The 16727-nt window shown below is 69.5% G+C and carries 10 protein-coding genes and 3 pseudogenes; 8 read left to right on the top strand and 5 right to left on the bottom strand.

The features are described from left to right. Positions 1-74: 74 nt before the first annotated feature. Positions 75-284, top strand: a pseudogene (locus ACIOHP_RS13995) (IS5/IS1182 family transposase); the annotation flags it as partial. An 81-nt stretch (positions 285-365) separates the two neighbouring features. On the opposite strand, the gene ACIOHP_RS13990 reads toward ACIOHP_RS13995, so the two are convergent. Further along, entirely contained in the window at positions 366-815 is a 450-nt protein-coding gene (locus tag ACIOHP_RS13990) for a hypothetical protein (protein ID WP_401886975.1), read from the bottom strand. Between the two features lie 247 nt (positions 816-1062). On the opposite strand from ACIOHP_RS13990, the pseudogene ACIOHP_RS13985 reads away from it, so the two are divergent. From ACIOHP_RS13985 to ACIOHP_RS13975, 3 genes and pseudogenes are all read left to right on the top strand, one after another. Next, positions 1063-1880, top strand: a pseudogene (locus ACIOHP_RS13985) (IS5 family transposase). 76 nt (positions 1881-1956) lie between these two features. Then, entirely contained in the window at positions 1957-2649 is a 693-nt protein-coding gene (locus ACIOHP_RS13980; protein ID WP_401886972.1) for a response regulator transcription factor, read from the top strand. Beyond that, the gene (locus ACIOHP_RS13975; RefSeq protein ID WP_401886968.1) at positions 2646-4097 is read left to right on the top strand and encodes an ATP-binding protein; all 1452 of its coding nucleotides are present in this window, start codon (positions 2646-2648) and stop codon (positions 4095-4097) included. Before ACIOHP_RS13980 ends, ACIOHP_RS13975 begins: the two co-directional genes overlap by 4 nt. 206 nt (positions 4098-4303) lie before the next feature. On the opposite strand, the gene ACIOHP_RS13970 is transcribed toward ACIOHP_RS13975, so the two are convergent. Both ACIOHP_RS13970 and ACIOHP_RS13965 read right to left on the bottom strand, forming a co-directional pair. Continuing rightward, positions 4304-6454: an MMPL family transporter gene (locus tag ACIOHP_RS13970; RefSeq protein ID WP_401886965.1), complete on the bottom strand. Its 2151-nt coding sequence runs from the start codon at positions 6452-6454 to the stop codon at positions 4304-4306. An 86-nt stretch (positions 6455-6540) separates the two neighbouring features. Further along, positions 6541-6699 (bottom strand): annotated as a pseudogene (locus tag ACIOHP_RS13965) (hypothetical protein); the annotation flags it as partial. A gap of 454 nt (positions 6700-7153) precedes the next feature. Between ACIOHP_RS13965 and ACIOHP_RS13960 the strand changes: the two are divergent. Beyond that, positions 7154-7540: a YrdB family protein gene (locus ACIOHP_RS13960; protein ID WP_401886963.1), complete on the top strand. Its 387-nt coding sequence runs from the start codon at positions 7154-7156 to the stop codon at positions 7538-7540. Between the two features lie 555 nt (positions 7541-8095). Continuing rightward, positions 8096-9823: a SpoIIE family protein phosphatase gene (locus tag ACIOHP_RS13955; protein WP_401886960.1), complete on the top strand. Its 1728-nt coding sequence runs from the start codon at positions 8096-8098 to the stop codon at positions 9821-9823. A 480-nt stretch (positions 9824-10303) separates the two neighbouring features. On the opposite strand, the gene ACIOHP_RS13950 is transcribed toward ACIOHP_RS13955, so the two are convergent. After that, positions 10304-11287 carry an AraC family transcriptional regulator gene (locus tag ACIOHP_RS13950; RefSeq protein ID WP_401886958.1) on the bottom strand — a complete coding sequence of 328 codons (984 nt, stop codon included), beginning with the start codon at positions 11285-11287 and terminating at the stop codon, positions 10304-10306. Positions 11288-12217: 930 nt separating this feature from the next. Next, positions 12218-13978: a PucR family transcriptional regulator gene (locus ACIOHP_RS13945; protein WP_401886955.1), complete on the bottom strand. Its 1761-nt coding sequence runs from the start codon at positions 13976-13978 to the stop codon at positions 12218-12220. Between the two features lie 351 nt (positions 13979-14329). Between ACIOHP_RS13945 and ACIOHP_RS13940 the strand changes: the two genes are divergently transcribed. Both ACIOHP_RS13940 and dnaK read left to right on the top strand, forming a co-directional pair. Continuing rightward, positions 14330-14428, top strand: coding sequence for a hypothetical protein (locus ACIOHP_RS13940; RefSeq protein ID WP_401886952.1), 99 nt, complete (start codon positions 14330-14332; stop codon positions 14426-14428). Positions 14429-14807: 379 nt separating this feature from the next. After that, positions 14808-16724 (top strand): molecular chaperone DnaK, encoded by a 1917-nt coding sequence (gene dnaK / locus ACIOHP_RS13935; RefSeq protein ID WP_401886949.1) that lies wholly within the window; start codon positions 14808-14810, stop codon positions 16722-16724. The last annotated feature ends 3 nt before the right edge of the window (positions 16725-16727 follow it).

Here is a 16727-nt window from a genome sequence, read left to right as displayed (position 1 = left end):
TAGATCCATTCCTGTTCACTGCGCCTGCCTCGAACGGTGTTGGGCGGGCCGGGGTGCCGCGGACGTGACCCAGCGTCGATTCCACGACCTGCCGGGCTCATCAGCACGCGGCTGGTGCCTCCACCCGTTGCCCGAAGATCCCGGGTCGGCGCAGGAGCCCGGCGCGTCACCGTCCCGATGAGGCCCCGGGACGCTCGCGAGGCGGGCTCACGAGCAAGATCCACCTTGCCGGGGAAGGTGGGTGTCGCCCGCTCGGGTTTGTCATCACGCCCGGCCATGTCGGAGGAGATAAGGCGTACTCAACACCCCGTAATTAGGCGCGCGTCGGCAACCCTGACGTCCCAAGATGAGCTGTCGAACTCGGTCTACCAGGGTGAGCGGGGGCCGCGGCGTGCTTCCGGGGTCTGCTCGGGCAGAGCCGTGTTGTGGTCGGTGCGCAGCAGCATGCCCGGGTCGGGTTCGAAGTCCTCATTGGGCGGTGCCGGCTGGTGGAAACGCTCGGTGCGCGGAATGGCGACTTCCACCAGCCGGCCCTCCTGGAACATCCACAGCCCGAAGCAGTCATCGTCCTGGTCGCGAAGCAGAACTTGCACCGTATGCGGATTCGGCCACGGCAGCGACTCCAGGTGCCTGAGCAGACCCTTGCGGGCACGCACTTTCTCGAACTCCAGGGCCCACCCGAACTCGTAGCCCCAGTGCCCCGCTATCGGGACGAAGCGACCTTGCCACGTGCGTTCCGGGTCGTCCTGGGTCAGCGGTTCCATCACCTCGCCCGACCAGCGGGCCAGCACGATGACCTCGGCGTCTCTACTCATGCCGGAGTATCACCGCATCCGCCTGATCCACCGCAACCAATTTCCTCAACCGACCGACGCAGGCAAGGTGGGCGGATCGGCGACGAGTTCTCAGTACACCCGCGACTCCGAACTGCGGTGCAGATGCTCGTAGTAGGTTCCATTTCCCAGGTATCCGTAAGAGCGCGGGCCCCGGCGACGCTCTAAGAGGTCCTAACAGAAGCTGTTGATCATGTGACTGTCGGTCTGGTCGGTCGTTGGTGTTGTCGTGGGAAAGAGAGAGTCGCGTCCGTGGATCGTCTCGGACGAACTGTGGTCGCTGATCGAGCCGTTGCTGCCCCAGCCGGGTCCGAAGCTGGTGGAGGGCCGGCCGCGGATACCGGACCGGCAGGCGTTGTGCGGGATCCTGTTCGTGCTGCACACCGGCATCCAGTGGGAGTACCTGCCCCAGGAGCTGGGCTTCGGCTCCGGCATGACGTGCTGGCGGCGCCTGGCCGCGTGGAACGAGGCCGGTGTGTGGGACGAGTTGCACCTGGTGCTGCTGAAGAAGCTGCGGGTGGCGAAGAAGCTGGACTGGTCGCGGGCGGTGATCGACTCCTCCCACGTGCGGGCCGCTCGGCGCGGCCCAAAAGCGGACCCAGCCCGGTCGACCGCGCACGGCCGGGCAGCAAGCACCACGTCCTCACCGACGCCCAGGGCATCCCGCTCGCGGTGTCACTGACCGGCGGAAACCGCAACGACGTCACGCAGTTGCTGCCCCTGCTGGACAAGGTTCCGGCCGTGGCCGGCGTCGTCGGCCGGCCCAGACACCGGCCCGACGCACTCCTGGCCGACCGCGGCTACGACCACGACAAGTACCGCCGCCTGCTCTGGGCCCGCGGCATCCGCCCGGTCATCGCCGAGCGAGGCGTGCCCCACGGCTCTGGTCTGGGCATCTTCCGCTATGTCGTCGAGAGAACGATCGCCTGGCTGCACGGCTTCCGCCGCCTGCGCATCCGCTGGGAACGACGCGACGACATCCACGAAGCCTTCCTCGGCCTCGCCACCTGCCTCATCACCCACCGGCACGTCAAGCGCCTTTGTTAGGACCTCTAAGCCTGGCCTCAGGTTGATCGTCGACAATGAGAGGCAAAAACATCGACTGGAAGGGGGGCGGGCCGGCGTGCGGATCATGATCGCGGATGATGACGTGGCCATCCGTGAGTCGCTGGAGCGGGTGCTCCAGGTCGAGGGGTACGACACCAGCACCGTCACCAACGGTCTCGCCGTGCTCGACGGCGTCGGTGGCGCCGACGGTGACACGCTGGATCTGCTGATCCTCGACGTGATGATGCCCCGCCTCGGCGGGTTGGAGACCTGCCGACGGTTGCGGGCCGCGGGTCGGGATCTGCCAGTGCTGATGCTGACCGCCCGTGACCAGGTCTCCGACCGGGTCACGGGGCTGGACGCGGGCGCCGACGACTACCTGCCCAAGCCGTTCGCCACCGAGGAGTTGCTGGCCCGGGTGCGGGCCCTGCTGCGACGGCGCACGCCGACCGACGAGGAGTCGCAGATCCTGTCATTCGCCGACGTCCGCCTCGATCCCGACCGGTTCGAGGCGTGGCGGGGCGAACGGCCGCTGCGCCTGACCCGGACCGAGTTCTCCCTCCTACAGGTCCTCATGCGCAACGCGACCCGGGTCTTGACCCGCGACGCGCTGTTCGAGGCGATCTGGGGCTTCGACATGAGCGCCACCGCCAACAACCTCCAGGTATACGTGAGCTACCTGCGCCGCAAGATGGAAGCCGAGGGTGAGCCGAGATTGATCTACACGCTGCGCGGCCTGGGCTACACGTTGCGGGAGACTCCTCCGTGAGCAGGCCCGCCGGCCGGGAACCGCGCCGGCTGACCCGATGGTGGCGCCGGCGGTCCCTGCGGACCAGGCTGACGGTGATCGCGGCGACGGCCATCGCGGTCAGCGTGTTCGTGGCCTTCCAGGTGGCCAGCGAGCTACTGGACTGGGAGCTGCGGGACACCGCCGAGAATCAGCTGCGCGCCGACTCCCGCGTCCTGGCGACGAACGCGGAGCGCGCCGGTCTGGCTCAGGTCCAGCTCCCGCCGTATCCCGGATCCGGTCGGCTGGTGCGGGTCATCCTGCCCGACGGCTCGATCCGGACGCCGGCCGGCCAACCCGCGCTGCCCCCGGTCAGCGAGGACGCCGGGCGCGTGGCGCAGGGCGCGTCGGCCGATTTGATGGAGTCGAACGACAGCGACGAGGACGGCTACATCATCTACACGCTGCGGGCGGGAGACGGCGCGGTCCAGGTGGCCCGCGCCGTCGACGACAGCCCGATCAACCAGTTCGGGTTCGGCATGCTGCTGATCGGGCTGCTCTGCGTAGTCGGCGGCGCCCTTGTCGGGCGGACCGTGGCGCGGACCGGACTGGCACCGATCGACCGGCTGACGGCCGCCGCGGTACGTGTCGCGCACACCCGGGAACTCGACGCCGACATCCCGGATGAGGGCGGCGGGGAGATCCGGCGGCTGATCCAGTCGATCAACGACATGCTCGCCGCGCTCCGGGACTCCCGGCGGGCCCAGCGGCTGCTCGCCGAGGACGCCGCCCACGAGCTCAAGACCCCGCTCACCAGCCTGCGCCTCAACGTCGAGCTGCTGATCCGGCTCGATCGGCGCGGCACCCTGGACAGCGCGCTGCCGGCGGAGAGCCGCACCCGGCTGCTCAACGATCTCGGCGCCCAGGTCGCCGAGTTGAGCACCCTTGCCGCCGAGCTGACCGACCTGGCGCGCGGCGACGTCAGCGACGAGAACACCGAGGTCCTCGACCTCGCCGACGTGGTGGTGGCCGCCGCGACCCGGGCGCGTTCCCGCGTGCCCGACATCGAGGTCGCGCTCGACGTGACCTCCGTGTGGGTGAGCGGGCGTCCCGCTGCGCTCGAGCGGGCGGTGCTCAACCTCATCGACAACGCCGGCAAGTGGTCCCCCGCGGACCAGCCGATCCAGGTCCGGCTCCGTGCCGAGGGCGCGTCGGCGGTGCTAGAGGTCGACGACGCCGGGCCGGGCATCGACGCCGCCGACATACCGCGGGTGTTCGACCGGTTCTACCGTGCCGACAGCGCCCGGGCGTTGCCGGGATCCGGTCTGGGGCTGTCGATCGTGCAGCGAGTCGTCGACGCCCACGGCGGCCGGGCCACCGTCGCCCGCTCCGCACGCGGTGGCGCGCTGCTTCGGGTCGACCTTCCGGCCTCGGCCCCGCCCGCCCCGATCGCGCGGCTCACCGCCGGGGAGGACACCGCGGGGCGCTGACCCGCCCCGGCGGCGCGGCGCAGGACAAGGGACGGGTGGCCCTCGGGCATGGCCCCGCGCGGCTCACCGTCGGGGCAGGACACCGCGGTGCGCCGACCCCGGCCCCGGCGCGTGGCGCAGGACCAAAGGGCGGCGACCGTCGGACCCATGAACAGATCCGGGACGGGGCTGGGTCCCCGTCCCGGATCTCGTCCGTGCCGCCGCGCTCACCGTTGCAGCGCGGGCTCCTCGTCGTCGGCGAGCGGCTGTTGACTGTCCGGCAGTTCCGCCGCTGAATGGGACAGCCGGCTCGGCCACCACATCCGCCGGCCGATCAGCAAGGTGAGGGCGGGCACCAGGACCGACCGCACCAGCAGGGCGTCGAGCAGCACGCCGAAGGCGACCAGGAACCCGACCTCGATCAGCATCACCAGCGGAAGTGTGGCGAGGACCGCGAACGTGGCCGCCAGGACCAGGCCTGCCGAGGTGATGACGCCACCGGTGGCGGAGAGGGCTTTGAGCATGCCCTCTCTGGTGCCGAGGCGCACGGTCTCCTCCCGGGCCCGGCTGGCCAGGAAGATGTTGTAGTCGACGCCGAGCGCCACCAGGAACAGGAATGCCAGCAGCGGTACCGAATAGTCGATCCCCTTGAACCCGAGGATCGTGTCGAAGACGAACACGCTGCCGCCGAAGGCTGCGGCGAACGAGACGATCACGGTGGACATCAGGACCAGCGGGGCCAGGATCGCGCGCAGCAACAGTCCGAGGACGATCAGGACGACGACGAGCACCAGCGGGATCACCAGCTTCTCGTCGCGCTTGGTGGTCACCTCGGTGTCGAGGTTCTCCGCACTCGGCCCGCCGACGATCGCCTCCGCCCCGCTCACCGCGTGCACGGCGGTGCGCACCCGCTTGATCGTGTCGTACTCCGCGGCGGTGTCCGGCGCGTCCTTCGGGAACACGGAGATGTTGGCCCAGCCACCGCTGGTCTGCTCCGGGATGGCCAGGGCCACACCGCGCGTGTCCTTGACGACGTCGAGCACCCGCTCCTGGTGCGCCGGCCGCGTGAAGATCTCCATCGGCTGGCCGCCGAGCTCCGGGAAGTGCTGGCGGAGAACGGCGAAGCCGGTGACCGACTCCGGCGCGGACAGGAACTGGTCCTGCTCCCGCAGGGCGCCGGTGTTGCCCGCCAGCCCGAGGGCGAGCACGCCGAGGACTCCGAGCGAGCCGAGCGTCGCCACCCACCGGCGGCGGCTGATGGCGGTGCCGAGCCGTCCCCACAGCCCCGGCTTCTCCTCCACGGCCGTGCTGAACCGCGGGATGGCCGGCCAGAAGATCCGCCTGCCGAGCACCACGAGCACCGCCGGGAACAGCGTCAGCATGGCCACCAGCGCGCACAGGATGCCGGCCGCACCGATCGGGCCCAACCCGCTGGTGCTGTTCAGGTCCGCGACGAGGAGGCAGAGCAGGCCGGCGACCACGGTGGCCGCGGACGCGACGATGGCCGGCGCCGCGCCGCGTAGCGCGTGGACCATCGCGACCCGGACGTTCTCATGGTGGTGCAGTGCCTCCCGATATCGAGCGATGAGCAACAGCGCGTAGTCCGTGCCGACGCCGAACACCAGGATCGTGAGCAGCGCCGAGTTCTGGTCGTTGACCACGATGCCGAAGCCCTTGACGAGCAGGTAGACGGTCCCCATCGAGGTCAGTGCGGCCGCGCCGACGGCCACCAGCGGGATGATCCACAACACCGGGCTGCGGTAGGTGAGGATGAGCAGGAGCGTGACGACGACGATGGTGGTGAGGAGGACCTGCACGTCGATGCCGTCGAAGACGGCATCCATGTCGCCGTCGATCGCGCCCGGGCCGGTCACGTCGAGTTCCAGGCCGGAGGGGCGGTCCTTCGCGGCGTCACGCAATGGGCCGACGATGTCCTCCGGTGCGCCGTAGGCCGTGCTCACCTCGAGGGTGAACATCATCGCCTTACGGTCGGTGGAGGGGCTCGTCGGTGAGCCCTCGTCGTCCTCGCCGGCCGCCGCCGTCGCCTTCGGCGGGTACCGCTTGGCAAGAGTGTTGTAGTGGCGCTCGACCGCCGCACGGTCGGCGTCCGTCATGCCGTCGGCACGGTGGTACACGAAGACGAACGTGTTGTTGTCACCGCCGGGGAGACTGTCGTCCAGCACCGCCACCTTGGTGGACTCGGCACTGGCCGGCAGAGTGTCTACGGCGCTGTCGGTGGTGACCGAGCTCAACTTTCCGCTCAGTGGCACCATGCCCGCCGCCAGCACCAGCCACAGACCAATCACCAACCATGGCACCCACCGGCCTGCCAACCGACCGGCCGGCGCTTCCCCGGACGGCACTGCGTTGACTGCCATCACTAGCCTCCTACATACGGGTTGCATCGCTTATCTGGATGCCAACTTCATACGGAGCGAACCTGAGACGACTGTTAATGCGGTGCTCAGACCGGTTGGCCGAACCATGTGCCCAGCGCACGCACCAGCGTGGTGGCGGCGAGGTGCTGCCCGGTGGGCAAGACCCAGGCGACACAGCCATCAGGCCGGATAAGCAACGCCTCGACGCCCACCCGGTCCGTGCGGGCGGTGGTTACCCGGGCTCGACCGACCCAATCGCCTGATGGCTGCCATGGCCCATCATGTTCCGGCTGTCCGTCGCCATTGACGCGCCTCGTGTGTCCGCCACGAACACATCGCTCGGTCCAGCCCTACGAGCGGGCCGACGCGCAGGTTCGTCAGCACGGTCCGAGATTCTTCGAACCCGCGCGCTTCCAACTTCGACGGGTGCGGCTCTTGCGGAGGCAAGGGAGAGCCGACGGTCTGCCGAGTCGATGGCCCGTCCTCCCGAGTCGCGGCAGTGGAGGCTCTGGTACGGCGGATCGCTGCGGCCGACCACAGTCCCCGCCTCGTTCAGGTCGTCGGCTCTTGTCGAGGCTTCCCGGTTGCGGAAGGATGCTTCAGTCCGCCCGACGTGACCTGATCCACGACTGTCAGCACGCGCGAGTCGGCATCAACGGGGGTCGATGGCATGCTGGTTGAGGCACCTGCGGAGGCCTGGTGAACGTCACGCTGGCGCTCGCCAACAACGACGCCATGCTCGCGATCCGCTTCCTGCTCGAGCTGGTCTCGCTGCTCTGCCTGGCCATCTGGTCCTGGCGCAAGGCCCCCTCTCCGTGGCGCTGGCTGCTGGTCGTCGCACTGCCCGTGGCTGTGGGCTGGGCGTGGGGTTCCTTCGCCGTGCCGGATGACCCGTCCCGTTCTGGCGAGAGCGATATCCACACCCCCGGACCAATACGCCTGCTCCTCGAACTCACTGTGTTCTTCGGCGCGGTGGCCGCGCTCAACTTCTCCGGCCTGCGCCGCGCGGCCCGCTGGCTCCTTGTGATCATGGTCGGCTACCAGGTCCTCGCCTACGACCGAATCGGCTGGCTGCTCAGCCACTGATCCGCCCCCGATACGTTCGCGCCGCTGGCCGGATGTGCGCCGACGGAGCCATCCCCCAACAGAGCCACACCCAACTTCGATTTCCTCAAGTGCGCCCGGGAGGCGGACAAAGGTGAGGGAGGGCATCGCCCGCACGATCACCGACCTGGCGACGGTCAGCGCTCCCGCGACCTGGGCCCTCTCCAACCACGACGAAACCCGCCACGCCCCCACTACGGCCGCACCCACACCGGCATCACGACCCCGGCCGGCTCGTACGTCGCCACCGTCCAGGACGTGCCGCTCGACAGCGCACCGGACCGTCGCGGGCAGGGTACGGGGGACGACCCGGTGCAGATCGCGAACCGGGTCGGGGGGCTGGGTCTGGGTCGTCATGACAGCCCATCGAAAGCCTCGATCCGCCCAGCATGATCGGGAGTGGCGGTTGTGGAGCGTAGGCCGGGCGCGTCACCAGGCTGTCCTCGAGCAGTCGCCGCAGGGCCAGACGAGCCTTCGATGCATGCCGGAATCCGGTTGGGGTACTCGATGCGATTCGGGCTTGAACAGAGGAGAGTCATGGACGACGTCGCCGTTCCGGGCAGGGAGGGTGTTCCCCTGTCCGGGCATCAGGCGCGTTCTGGCGCCCTGCTCGACGGAACGCTGGAAAACCTGCGGGCGTCCGCCATCGCGGTCGATGACGATGGTCTCATCGTCGCGGTCAACAGTGCGGCCGAAAGCCTGCTGGGCAGGGAAGCCTCAGAACTCGTCGGTCAGGACTTCCACGACCTGCTGCACCGGGACAGATACGGGCACGCGGTGCCGCGCACACGCTGCCAGATCAGGAAGGCGCTCCTCACGGGCGACACCAGGCATGGCGAGGCCGAGTGGTTCGCCCGCGGGGACGGCACTCTCGTCCGGTTGTCCTGGCTGGTCACGCCCTACACACCCGATCCGGGCGGGACAGGTGCGCTGGCGATGCTGTACGAGCCGAAGCCAGGGAAGGTACGCCACGGCGACGGCGGACACTCCGCGCCGCTGACGGAACTGGACCGCCTGGCTCTGCTGGCGGAGACGACCACGCAGCTCACATCCACCCTGGACGCGGACGAGGCGCTGCACCGGCTGGCAGCCCTGACCGTGCCCCGGCTCGCAGACTGGGCCGTGTTCGACCTGCTCACCGAACGTGACGAAGTACGACGCGTTCTCGTGATGGAGCACAAAGACGGCATTCTCGTCGAGCGAGACGACTTGCAGGGCCCGATGCCTCCCGTGCCGGCGGAGTCGCCGATGCCCCTGTCACGGGCCCTGCGTGGCGCCGCCTCCTCCCTCGCCGGCCCCGCCACCTATCAAGGTCCGCCCGACTCCGGTATAGCGGTCGAGCAGCAGCGCCTGTTCACCGCGACTGGTATGCACTCCGCCGTCATCGCACCCATTCGCGGACTGCGCGACGTACTCGGCGCCCTGACCCTGGGCCGCGCCCAGCGTCATGACGCCTTCACCCCTGCCGACCTGCCGCTGCTGGAGGACCTCACCCGCCGGGCGGGCCTGGCGCTGGACAACGCGCGCCTGTACCAGCGCCAACGCAAAGTCGCCGAAACCATGCAACGCCACCTGCTGCCCCAGCTGCCCGTCCTGCCCGGGCTGGAGATGACCGCGCGCTACGTACCCGCTCCGGACGCCTCATCCGTGGGCGGCGACTGGTACGACGCCTTCGCTCTGGCCACCCACGCCCACGCACTGGCCATCGGCGACGTCGTCGGTCACGATCTCGACGCCGCAGCCGGCATGGCACAGGTGCGCAACATGCTGCGCGCCTTCGCCTGGTCCCACCCCGAGGCCGCACCCAGCACCGTCGTCACACGGCTCGACGAGGCAGTAATGCACATAGCCGAGGTACCCATGGCCACCATGATCTTCGCCAGGCTCACCCTCGGGAATGACGCACTGTGGCGCCTACGCTGGACGAACGCCGGCCACCCGCCGCCCCTGCTCATCACCCACGACGGTCAGACCCGCTACCTCGACGAGGCCCACGGCATACTCCTCGGCACCGGCGTCACCAGACCTCGCCCCGACGCCGTCACCCTCCTGCCACCCCAGGCCACGCTCCTGCTCTACACCGACGGACTGATCGAATCCCCGCGCCACTCCATCGACCAAGGGCTTGACCGGCTGCGCCGACACGCGGCCTCCCTCGCCCACCGCCCGCTCGACTCCTTCTGCGACCTGCTGCTGGACCAGGTCCGCCCCAGCGACAACGATGACGACGTTGCCATGATCGCGCTGCGCACACCCCTCCCCTAGGACCCGCCTGACCCGCGCATGGGCAGGCCGAGTGGGCGGAGCGGAAGACCGTCGAAGCTTTTGAGCCGGTGAGCTGAGGCTTCGAACGTCTCTCTTCGCCACGCGAGAACATCGCGCGTTGCGGGCCCCGCGCTGCCCCGCCCGTGAGCGGGCACCGGAGTCGGTCAACGCCGACCTCTCCCCGAGATCAAGGCGATCACCACGGAGCCGACCCCGGCCCGAACCTTCTCCGGTGCCAGGCAGTACACCGTGGCGGGGTCCAGGCCGCGTGTGCGCTGCCGACCCGCCCGCGGCGGATGGGGGCGCCGACGCGGGCGGTGACCGGCCCGAAAGGGGGAAATGGGCCGGTTGACGTCCGCGCGGCGGACGGAAGAGGCGGACGCGCGAACGCCAGGAATCCTAGGGCGTGATGGCCGCCGCGCACGATCCACTGAGCGCGGCCGTTGTCCGTACAGCGCGGGGCAGTGGCGTGGGCGGTGGTCACCCGGAACGCAGGGTCTGCGAGGGCAGCTCGCCGAAGCGCGCCCGGTAGCGGGACGCGAAGCGGCCCAGGTGGCCGAAGCTCCAACGATGGGCGACCTCGCTCACGTTCACTTCGCCCGGTGTGCCGCGGCGCAGCTCGTCGCGGGCGCGGGTGAGGCGGACATCGGTGAGGTAGGCCAGCGGGGTCATGCCGACATACTGCTGAAAGGCTTCTTGGAGACGCCGCACGCTCACCCCGGCAAGCCCGGCCAACTCTCCTACGGTGAAGGGGTGTTGCGGCATGCTATGCATGGCCTCGACAGCACGCTTGACGGGGGCCGGGCGCAGGGCGGGGGTTGGTCGGTCGAGCTCGTCGCGGTAACGGTGGCCGGTGGCGAGGAGGATCCCGGTCAGCAGAGCCTCTTGGAGCGGGCGGGCGACCGTCGGCCGGGTGAGCAGCCCGCCGGCCTGTATTTCGTCGAACACCGCGCGGATCATCCGTACCCAGCTCAGGCCCGCGCCGTGCGCGACGTCGAGTTCGGGAGCGAGGGCGACAGGGGCGCGCAGCGGTCGGCCGAGAAGGCATTCGAGTTGATCGTTGAGGGCCTTGGGGTCGATCTTCACGGCCAGCACGGAGCAGTCGGAGCTCACTCGATCCAGGACTGTGTCGCCGTACGGCTGGAAGACGGCGGCGTTCGCGGTCGTCGCCACCGCATGGGTGTGCGTTCCTTGACGCCAGGCCAGGTGGCCGCCCAGGGGGATGTCCACGTGGTAGGCGCCGAGTTCGCCGAACCGTATGCGCACCTCCGCGCCGAAAGCGAGACGTCCGAGTGTGAGCGGACCGAACGCGGCGATGTCGTACCGGGCCATGAACTCAGCGCTGCCGTCGGGCACGTCGATGAAGTTGGCGTAGAAGCGTTCGTGGATGACTTGCCGAGCCTCGTCCACGTCCGTCGTCCGGAACTTCAGCAAATCCTGGCCCTGGTTGGGCGAGTGGAGCATGCCGCAGCCTCCTGCACCTTTGGGCCGCTCGGGGATGGTGCGCACTATGGTCACCCACTGCCTGCTACCCCGCTCCCATTTCGTCCCTCGCAATCGGACAGGAGGAGCGCCCAAGTGGCTGCCAAGGCGGACTCCTCCGTGGACGCGTGATTCACGCCCCGCGTCCCACACGTTCTCGCCGCGGGTGGCCATGCTGTGGGAAGCATTGCAGTCTGCGTGGTCGACGACCTCGCACCCCCGGCAGATGAAGAGCCCCTGGTCGATACGGTTGCGCTGGTCGACGTGGCCGCTCTGGGGGCACGTCTGCGGGGTGCAGGCTGGGCGCAGGCCCAGGAGCAGAGCGCGACCCGTACGGGCTTGCGGAGCCGTACCCGGTTGCAGATGCCCCTGAGTTCTTCGCAGGACAAGCCACGCCCGGTGCGTTCAGCCTCGGTCACGATCGTCGTGGAGATGATGTGGTTGCTGTTGGCGGCCTGCCGCGCCTCTTTCCGGGCACGAGGCTTGAGCCGCCGCTTGACGCTCTTCTTCTGGAGCTTGGCCCGCAGGGCCAGCTGTCCCGCGCGGTACCGGCCCAGCCCCCGCCCGGCCGCGAGGCAGCCGGTGGAAGCGGTGGCGATGTTCTCGATACCCAGGTCCACACCGATGAAGCCGTCCGGCTCGTACTGCTCGGCCTCGGGCACGTCGCAGGTGGCGACGAGACAGAACACGCCGCCGCACGCCATCAGGCAGGTCGGATTCGACCTGCCAGGGTGCCGCGCCGGCTTGCCGGGCGATGACCTGGCCGTGCTGGAGCACCAGCAGGATGGGCACCACCTCTACCTCGAATCGCCGGGGCAGCTGGGGGCCGGTCGACATCACCTCTGCCTGGTTTGGTGTGTCCGGCGAGTGCCGGGCTGACCCCCATCGCGCTGGACCTCCGAGTATCAGCGGTCAGCGCCGCCCACCCAGGATGATCCTCCAGACACGGGTTGCCACCTGCAGATTGAGCCGGGTGTCCACATCCGTCAGATCGCGGTCGCTGATCTCGCGGATGCGCTGCAGCCGGTAGCGCAGGGTGCTGCGGTGGACCGTCAGCGCGGCGGCCGCATCGTCATAGTTGCCTCCGCAGTCGAAGTAGCGCGAGAGCGTCTCCACCAACTCCGTGTCGTGCCCTGCGTCGTAGTCGATCAACTGGCCGAGCCACTCTCGCACGAAGTCTTCGAGCTCCCGGAGATCGTTCCCGGGCCCCAGGATCCGGTACAGCCCGAGGTCGTCGAAGAACGTCGTCCCGCTGCGCTGGCGGGAGTTCTGCCGCACCTCCAGGGCCCGCAGTGCCTCCTCATAACAGCGGGGAATGCTGTCCGGGGAGTCGCAGCGGGTGCTCACCCCGATCGCTCCGTCGGGCGTCCCCAGCTCAGTGGCCAACGCCGTGTACACCGCGTCGGCGTCGGGCCTCGCTTCAGTCAACAGGACCATCCGGTCGCCGCGACGGGTGATCAGCGGACGCGCCGCCGAAGAGGCCGTCGCCTGCTCCACGGCCCGAGTGAAGGAGCTGTTCGCGGCGTTGCCCGGCCAGTGCACCACGACCACGTAGTGGATACGTTGCAGGTCGTGACCGACAGCTTCGGCCCGGGCATAGGCGCTCGTCTCGTCAGTGCCCTCCAACAGGTCATCGATCAGCTGACGGCGCAGCCGCAGTTCGACCTCCGTGAGTTCACGCATATGCATGAGCTCCTGGGAGAGCGACCGCTGAGCGTGATCCAACGCGAACAGGGTGTGCTCGTCGGCCGTCGCCTCAGGGTCCTCGAGGGCGAGTACGCCGAGGATGTCGCCGCGCGGTCGGACCAAGGCGATCAGCCGGTCCTTGACTCTGGCCGGGCCCGCCTCGCGCGCGACCTGCTGCACCATCTCTTCCTGGTGGACCGAGGACCGCACCGGATAGGGGTCGGGCCGGTCGGGACCGGCCCAGGACCTCAGATTGCCGAACCGGTCCTCGATGAGCGCCGACAGCCCGGTGAGCTCGTACAGCGCTTGGGTGATGGCGCCCTCGCCCCCTCCCCGGGCAGCGACACGGGCGAGGGTCTCGTGCACGGTCTTCTGCAGGTGCAGCTCGGAGCGCATGGTGTCCAGCTGCCGCAGTGCGATGTCCCGCTCGGTGCGGAGTCGGCTCAGTTCCCCGGCGCTCTCATGCTGCGCGCGGCGCGCGACCGTCAGTGACAGGGCCGCCGATGTGAGTCCCACGAGGGTCGAGAGGAGGAAGTGCCCCTGCTCGTCGGGCCTGGAGTGGGAGGAGACAAGGATGTAGCCGAGCAGACCGCCGGTCCCGCGCAGGCCGAACGCCCAGGTCCAGGACCGCTCCGGAAGGGATACGGAGCCGTCGGCCTCGCCCAACTCCGTCATCTGTACGTCGTCGGCCGTCGGCGCTCCCGCGTCGTGGCCCGGGACGCGGGACAAACCGTCGCCCGTCGCGAGGTATCCGGCCTCGGCGCGGTAGGGGCCCAGGGCACTGACCTGCCGCATGGCCAACCGCACGACCTCACTCTGCTCCGCGCAGGTGAACAGGGCGCGGGACAGCACCAGCAGCCCGTTGGGGTCCAGCGCCGCGAGCGGACGGGGGTCGCGCCGTTCGGTGCCCGCGGTGTTGCCCGGGTGGCGGGTCACTTCTTGGCCGGAGACGTCAGGGGACAGCCTCCGTGACGGATGGCGGGCCATTGGTCACTCCGTTCTCCCCCGGTGAGCGGAGGCGATCGAGCGAGTCGTGGGATTCACGCCTGGGCGAGCTCTGAGCACCCAGCCTAGGCATGTGCATACGGCTCGTCTGGATTTGGCCTTGTTCTCGTGGGCCGACCGAGTGCGTTGTTTTCTGACCTGCCGGATGCAGGCGGGGCACGCTGCTCTGGTGCCACGCTGGGCCTGTCAGGGATCGTCGGGCGCACCGGTGGCCGTGGCAGGAAGGACTGGCTGATGAACGAGCAGGCCCGCAGGATCATCGCCTCTTACACGACCCACTAGGCGGAGAGCGCCGTCGATCACCTGTCCGGTCAGGGTTTTCCTGTCGAGAGGGTGGCCATCATCGGGCAGGACATGCGCCTGGTCGAGCAGGTGACCGGCCGCGTGGGACTGGCGGGGCCGCTCTGCAGGGCGCGGCGCGCGGCGCACTGATCGGATGGTTCTTCGGGCTGCTGAACTGGCTGGACCCGGTCGTGCCAGGGCTGCTCCTCGCCTTGTCGTGCTGATTCTCGGAGCACTTGTCGGCGCGCTGTCGGCCTGCTGGTGCACGCGGCCCAGCGTGGCCGCCGGAATTTCGCCTCGGTGAGCTACATGCAGCCCGGCCGGTACGACGTCGTCGCCGACGACGCGCTCGCCGACGAGGCGGTGCGGCTGCTGGCCGAGCTGCCCCGCGGGACCAGTACCGGCACAAAGCAGCGGGGCATGGCGGGGCAGCCGCCCGCAGAGCGGTCCCGCCGTCACCTGAGCGATTGCGGAAGACGGGCGGGGCTCCGAGGGGGAACGGGGGCGTCCGTCGCGGAAGGAGTTCCTCATGGCCAAGGCAGTAGGCATCGACCTGGGCACCACGAATTCGGTGATCGCCGTCTGGGAGGGCGGCGAGCCGACGGTCGTGCCCAACAGCGAAGGCAACCGCACGACGCCGTCCGTGGTGGCCTTCACCGACACCGGCGAGCGCCTGGTGGGCCAGCTGGCCCGCCGCCAGTCGATTCTCAACCCCAAGGGCACCATCTACTCGGCCAAACGGTTCATCGGCCGGCACTTCGACGAGATCTCCGACGAGGCCAAGGCCGTCGCGTACGACGTGGTTGAGGGAGACGGCGGGGCGGCCCGCTTCAAGGTGCGCGACAAGCTCTACGCGCCGGAGGAGATCAGCGCACAGGTGCTGCGCAAGCTCGCCGACGACGCTTCCAAGCAGCTGGGCGAACGGGTCACGGAGGCGGTCATCACGGTGCCCGCCTACTTCAACGACGCCCAGCGCACCGCCACCAAGGACGCCGGACGGATCGCAGGCCTGGAGGTGCTGCGGATCATCAACGAGCCGACCGCGGCGGCCCTCGCCTACGGCATGGACAAGAAGCAGCACGAGACGGTGCTCGTCTTCGACCTGGGCGGCGGGACCTTCGACGTCAGCATCCTCGACGTCGGCGACGGCGTGGTGGAGGTACGGTCCACGGCGGGCGACAGCCACCTGGGCGGCGACGACTTCGACCGCCGGCTGGTCGACCAGCTCGCCGACGGCTTCCAGCAGGACAACGGCATCGACCTGCGCCAGGACCCGCAAGCGCTGCAGCGCCTGTTCGAGGCAGCCGAGAAGGCCAAGACCGAGCTCAGCTCGGTGACCCAGACACAGGTCAGCCTGCCGTTCATCACCGCCGACGCCTCCGGGCCCAAGCATCTGACCACGACGATCATGCGGTCCACGTTCGAGCAGATCACCGGCGACCTGGTGGAGCGCTGCCTGGGCCCGGTGCGGCAGGCCATGGACGACGCCAAGGTCAGTGACAACGACATCGACGAGGTCATCCTCGTCGGCGGCTCCACCCGCATCCCCGCCGTCCAGGCCCTGGTGCGGAGGCTGACCGGCGGCAAGGACCCCAACATGAGCGTCAACCCCGACGAGGTCGTGGCGATGGGCGCCGCGATCCAGGCCGGGGTCCTCAAGGGCGAGGTCAAGGACGTCCTGCTGCTCGATGTCACCCCGCTGTCGCTGGGCGTGGAGACACGCGGCGGCGTGATGACGAAGATCATCGAGCGGAACACCACGATCCCGGTGCGCCGCTCCGAGACCTTCTCCACCGCCGAGGACAACCAGCCCGCCGTCGACGTCGTCGTTCTGCAGGGCGAGCGTGAGAGGGCCGCCGACAATCGGGTCCTGGGTCGCTTCCAGCTCACCGACATCCGCCCCGCGCCGCGCGGCGAGCCGCAGGTCGAGGTCATCTTCGACATCGACGCCAACGGCATCCTCAACGTCACCGCGCGGGACAAGGACACCGGCAAGGAGCAGGGCATCACCATCAGCGAGAGCTCCAACCTCGACCGCACCGAGGTCGAGCGGATGGTCCAGGAGGCCGAGCGCAACCAAGGCGAGGACCAGGCCCTGCGCGAGGCGGTCGACGCCCGCAACGAACTGGACGCCATCGCCTACCAGGTCGAAAAGCGCCTCGGCGAGCTCGGCGACGCCGCACCGGCACACGAGAAGGCCCGCGCCGAGATGCTGGTGTCCGAGGCCCGCGAGGCGGTCAAGAACGAGGTCGGGGCGGACAAGGCCCGGCCGCTGACGTCCGAACTCCAGCAGGTCTTCGCCGGGCTCGCGGCCCACCAGGCGGGAACCGCCGCGGGCGGTCCGGCGGGCACCGGCTCGCCGGACGGATCCGGTCCCGGCGGAGCCGCGCCAGGCGGCGCCGGGGGCGACGACGATGTGATCGACGCCGAGTTCGACAAGGGCTGAGGT

Origin of the sequence: Streptomyces sp. NPDC087859 (genome assembly GCF_044742595.1) — a bacterium.
GTDB classification, from domain to species: Bacteria; Actinomycetota; Actinomycetes; order Streptomycetales; family Streptomycetaceae; genus Streptomyces; species Streptomyces canus_F.
This window is presented reverse-complemented; position numbering and strand designations above follow the sequence as displayed.

Coding starts and splice junctions, on each gene's coding strand:
- dnaK (WP_401886949.1), top strand. CDS start 14,808: ATGGCCAAGGCAGTAGGCATCGACCTGGGCACCACGAATTCGGTGATC.
- ACIOHP_RS13970 (WP_401886965.1), bottom strand. CDS start 6,454: ATGGCAGTCAACGCAGTGCCGTCCGGGGAAGCGCCGGCCGGTCGGTTG.
- ACIOHP_RS13945 (WP_401886955.1), bottom strand. CDS start 13,978: ATGGCCCGCCATCCGTCACGGAGGCTGTCCCCTGACGTCTCCGGCCAA.
- ACIOHP_RS13955 (WP_401886960.1), top strand. CDS start 8,096: ATGGACGACGTCGCCGTTCCGGGCAGGGAGGGTGTTCCCCTGTCCGGG.
- ACIOHP_RS13990 (WP_401886975.1), bottom strand. CDS start 815: ATGAGTAGAGACGCCGAGGTCATCGTGCTGGCCCGCTGGTCGGGCGAG.
- ACIOHP_RS13950 (WP_401886958.1), bottom strand. CDS start 11,287: ATGCTCCACTCGCCCAACCAGGGCCAGGATTTGCTGAAGTTCCGGACG.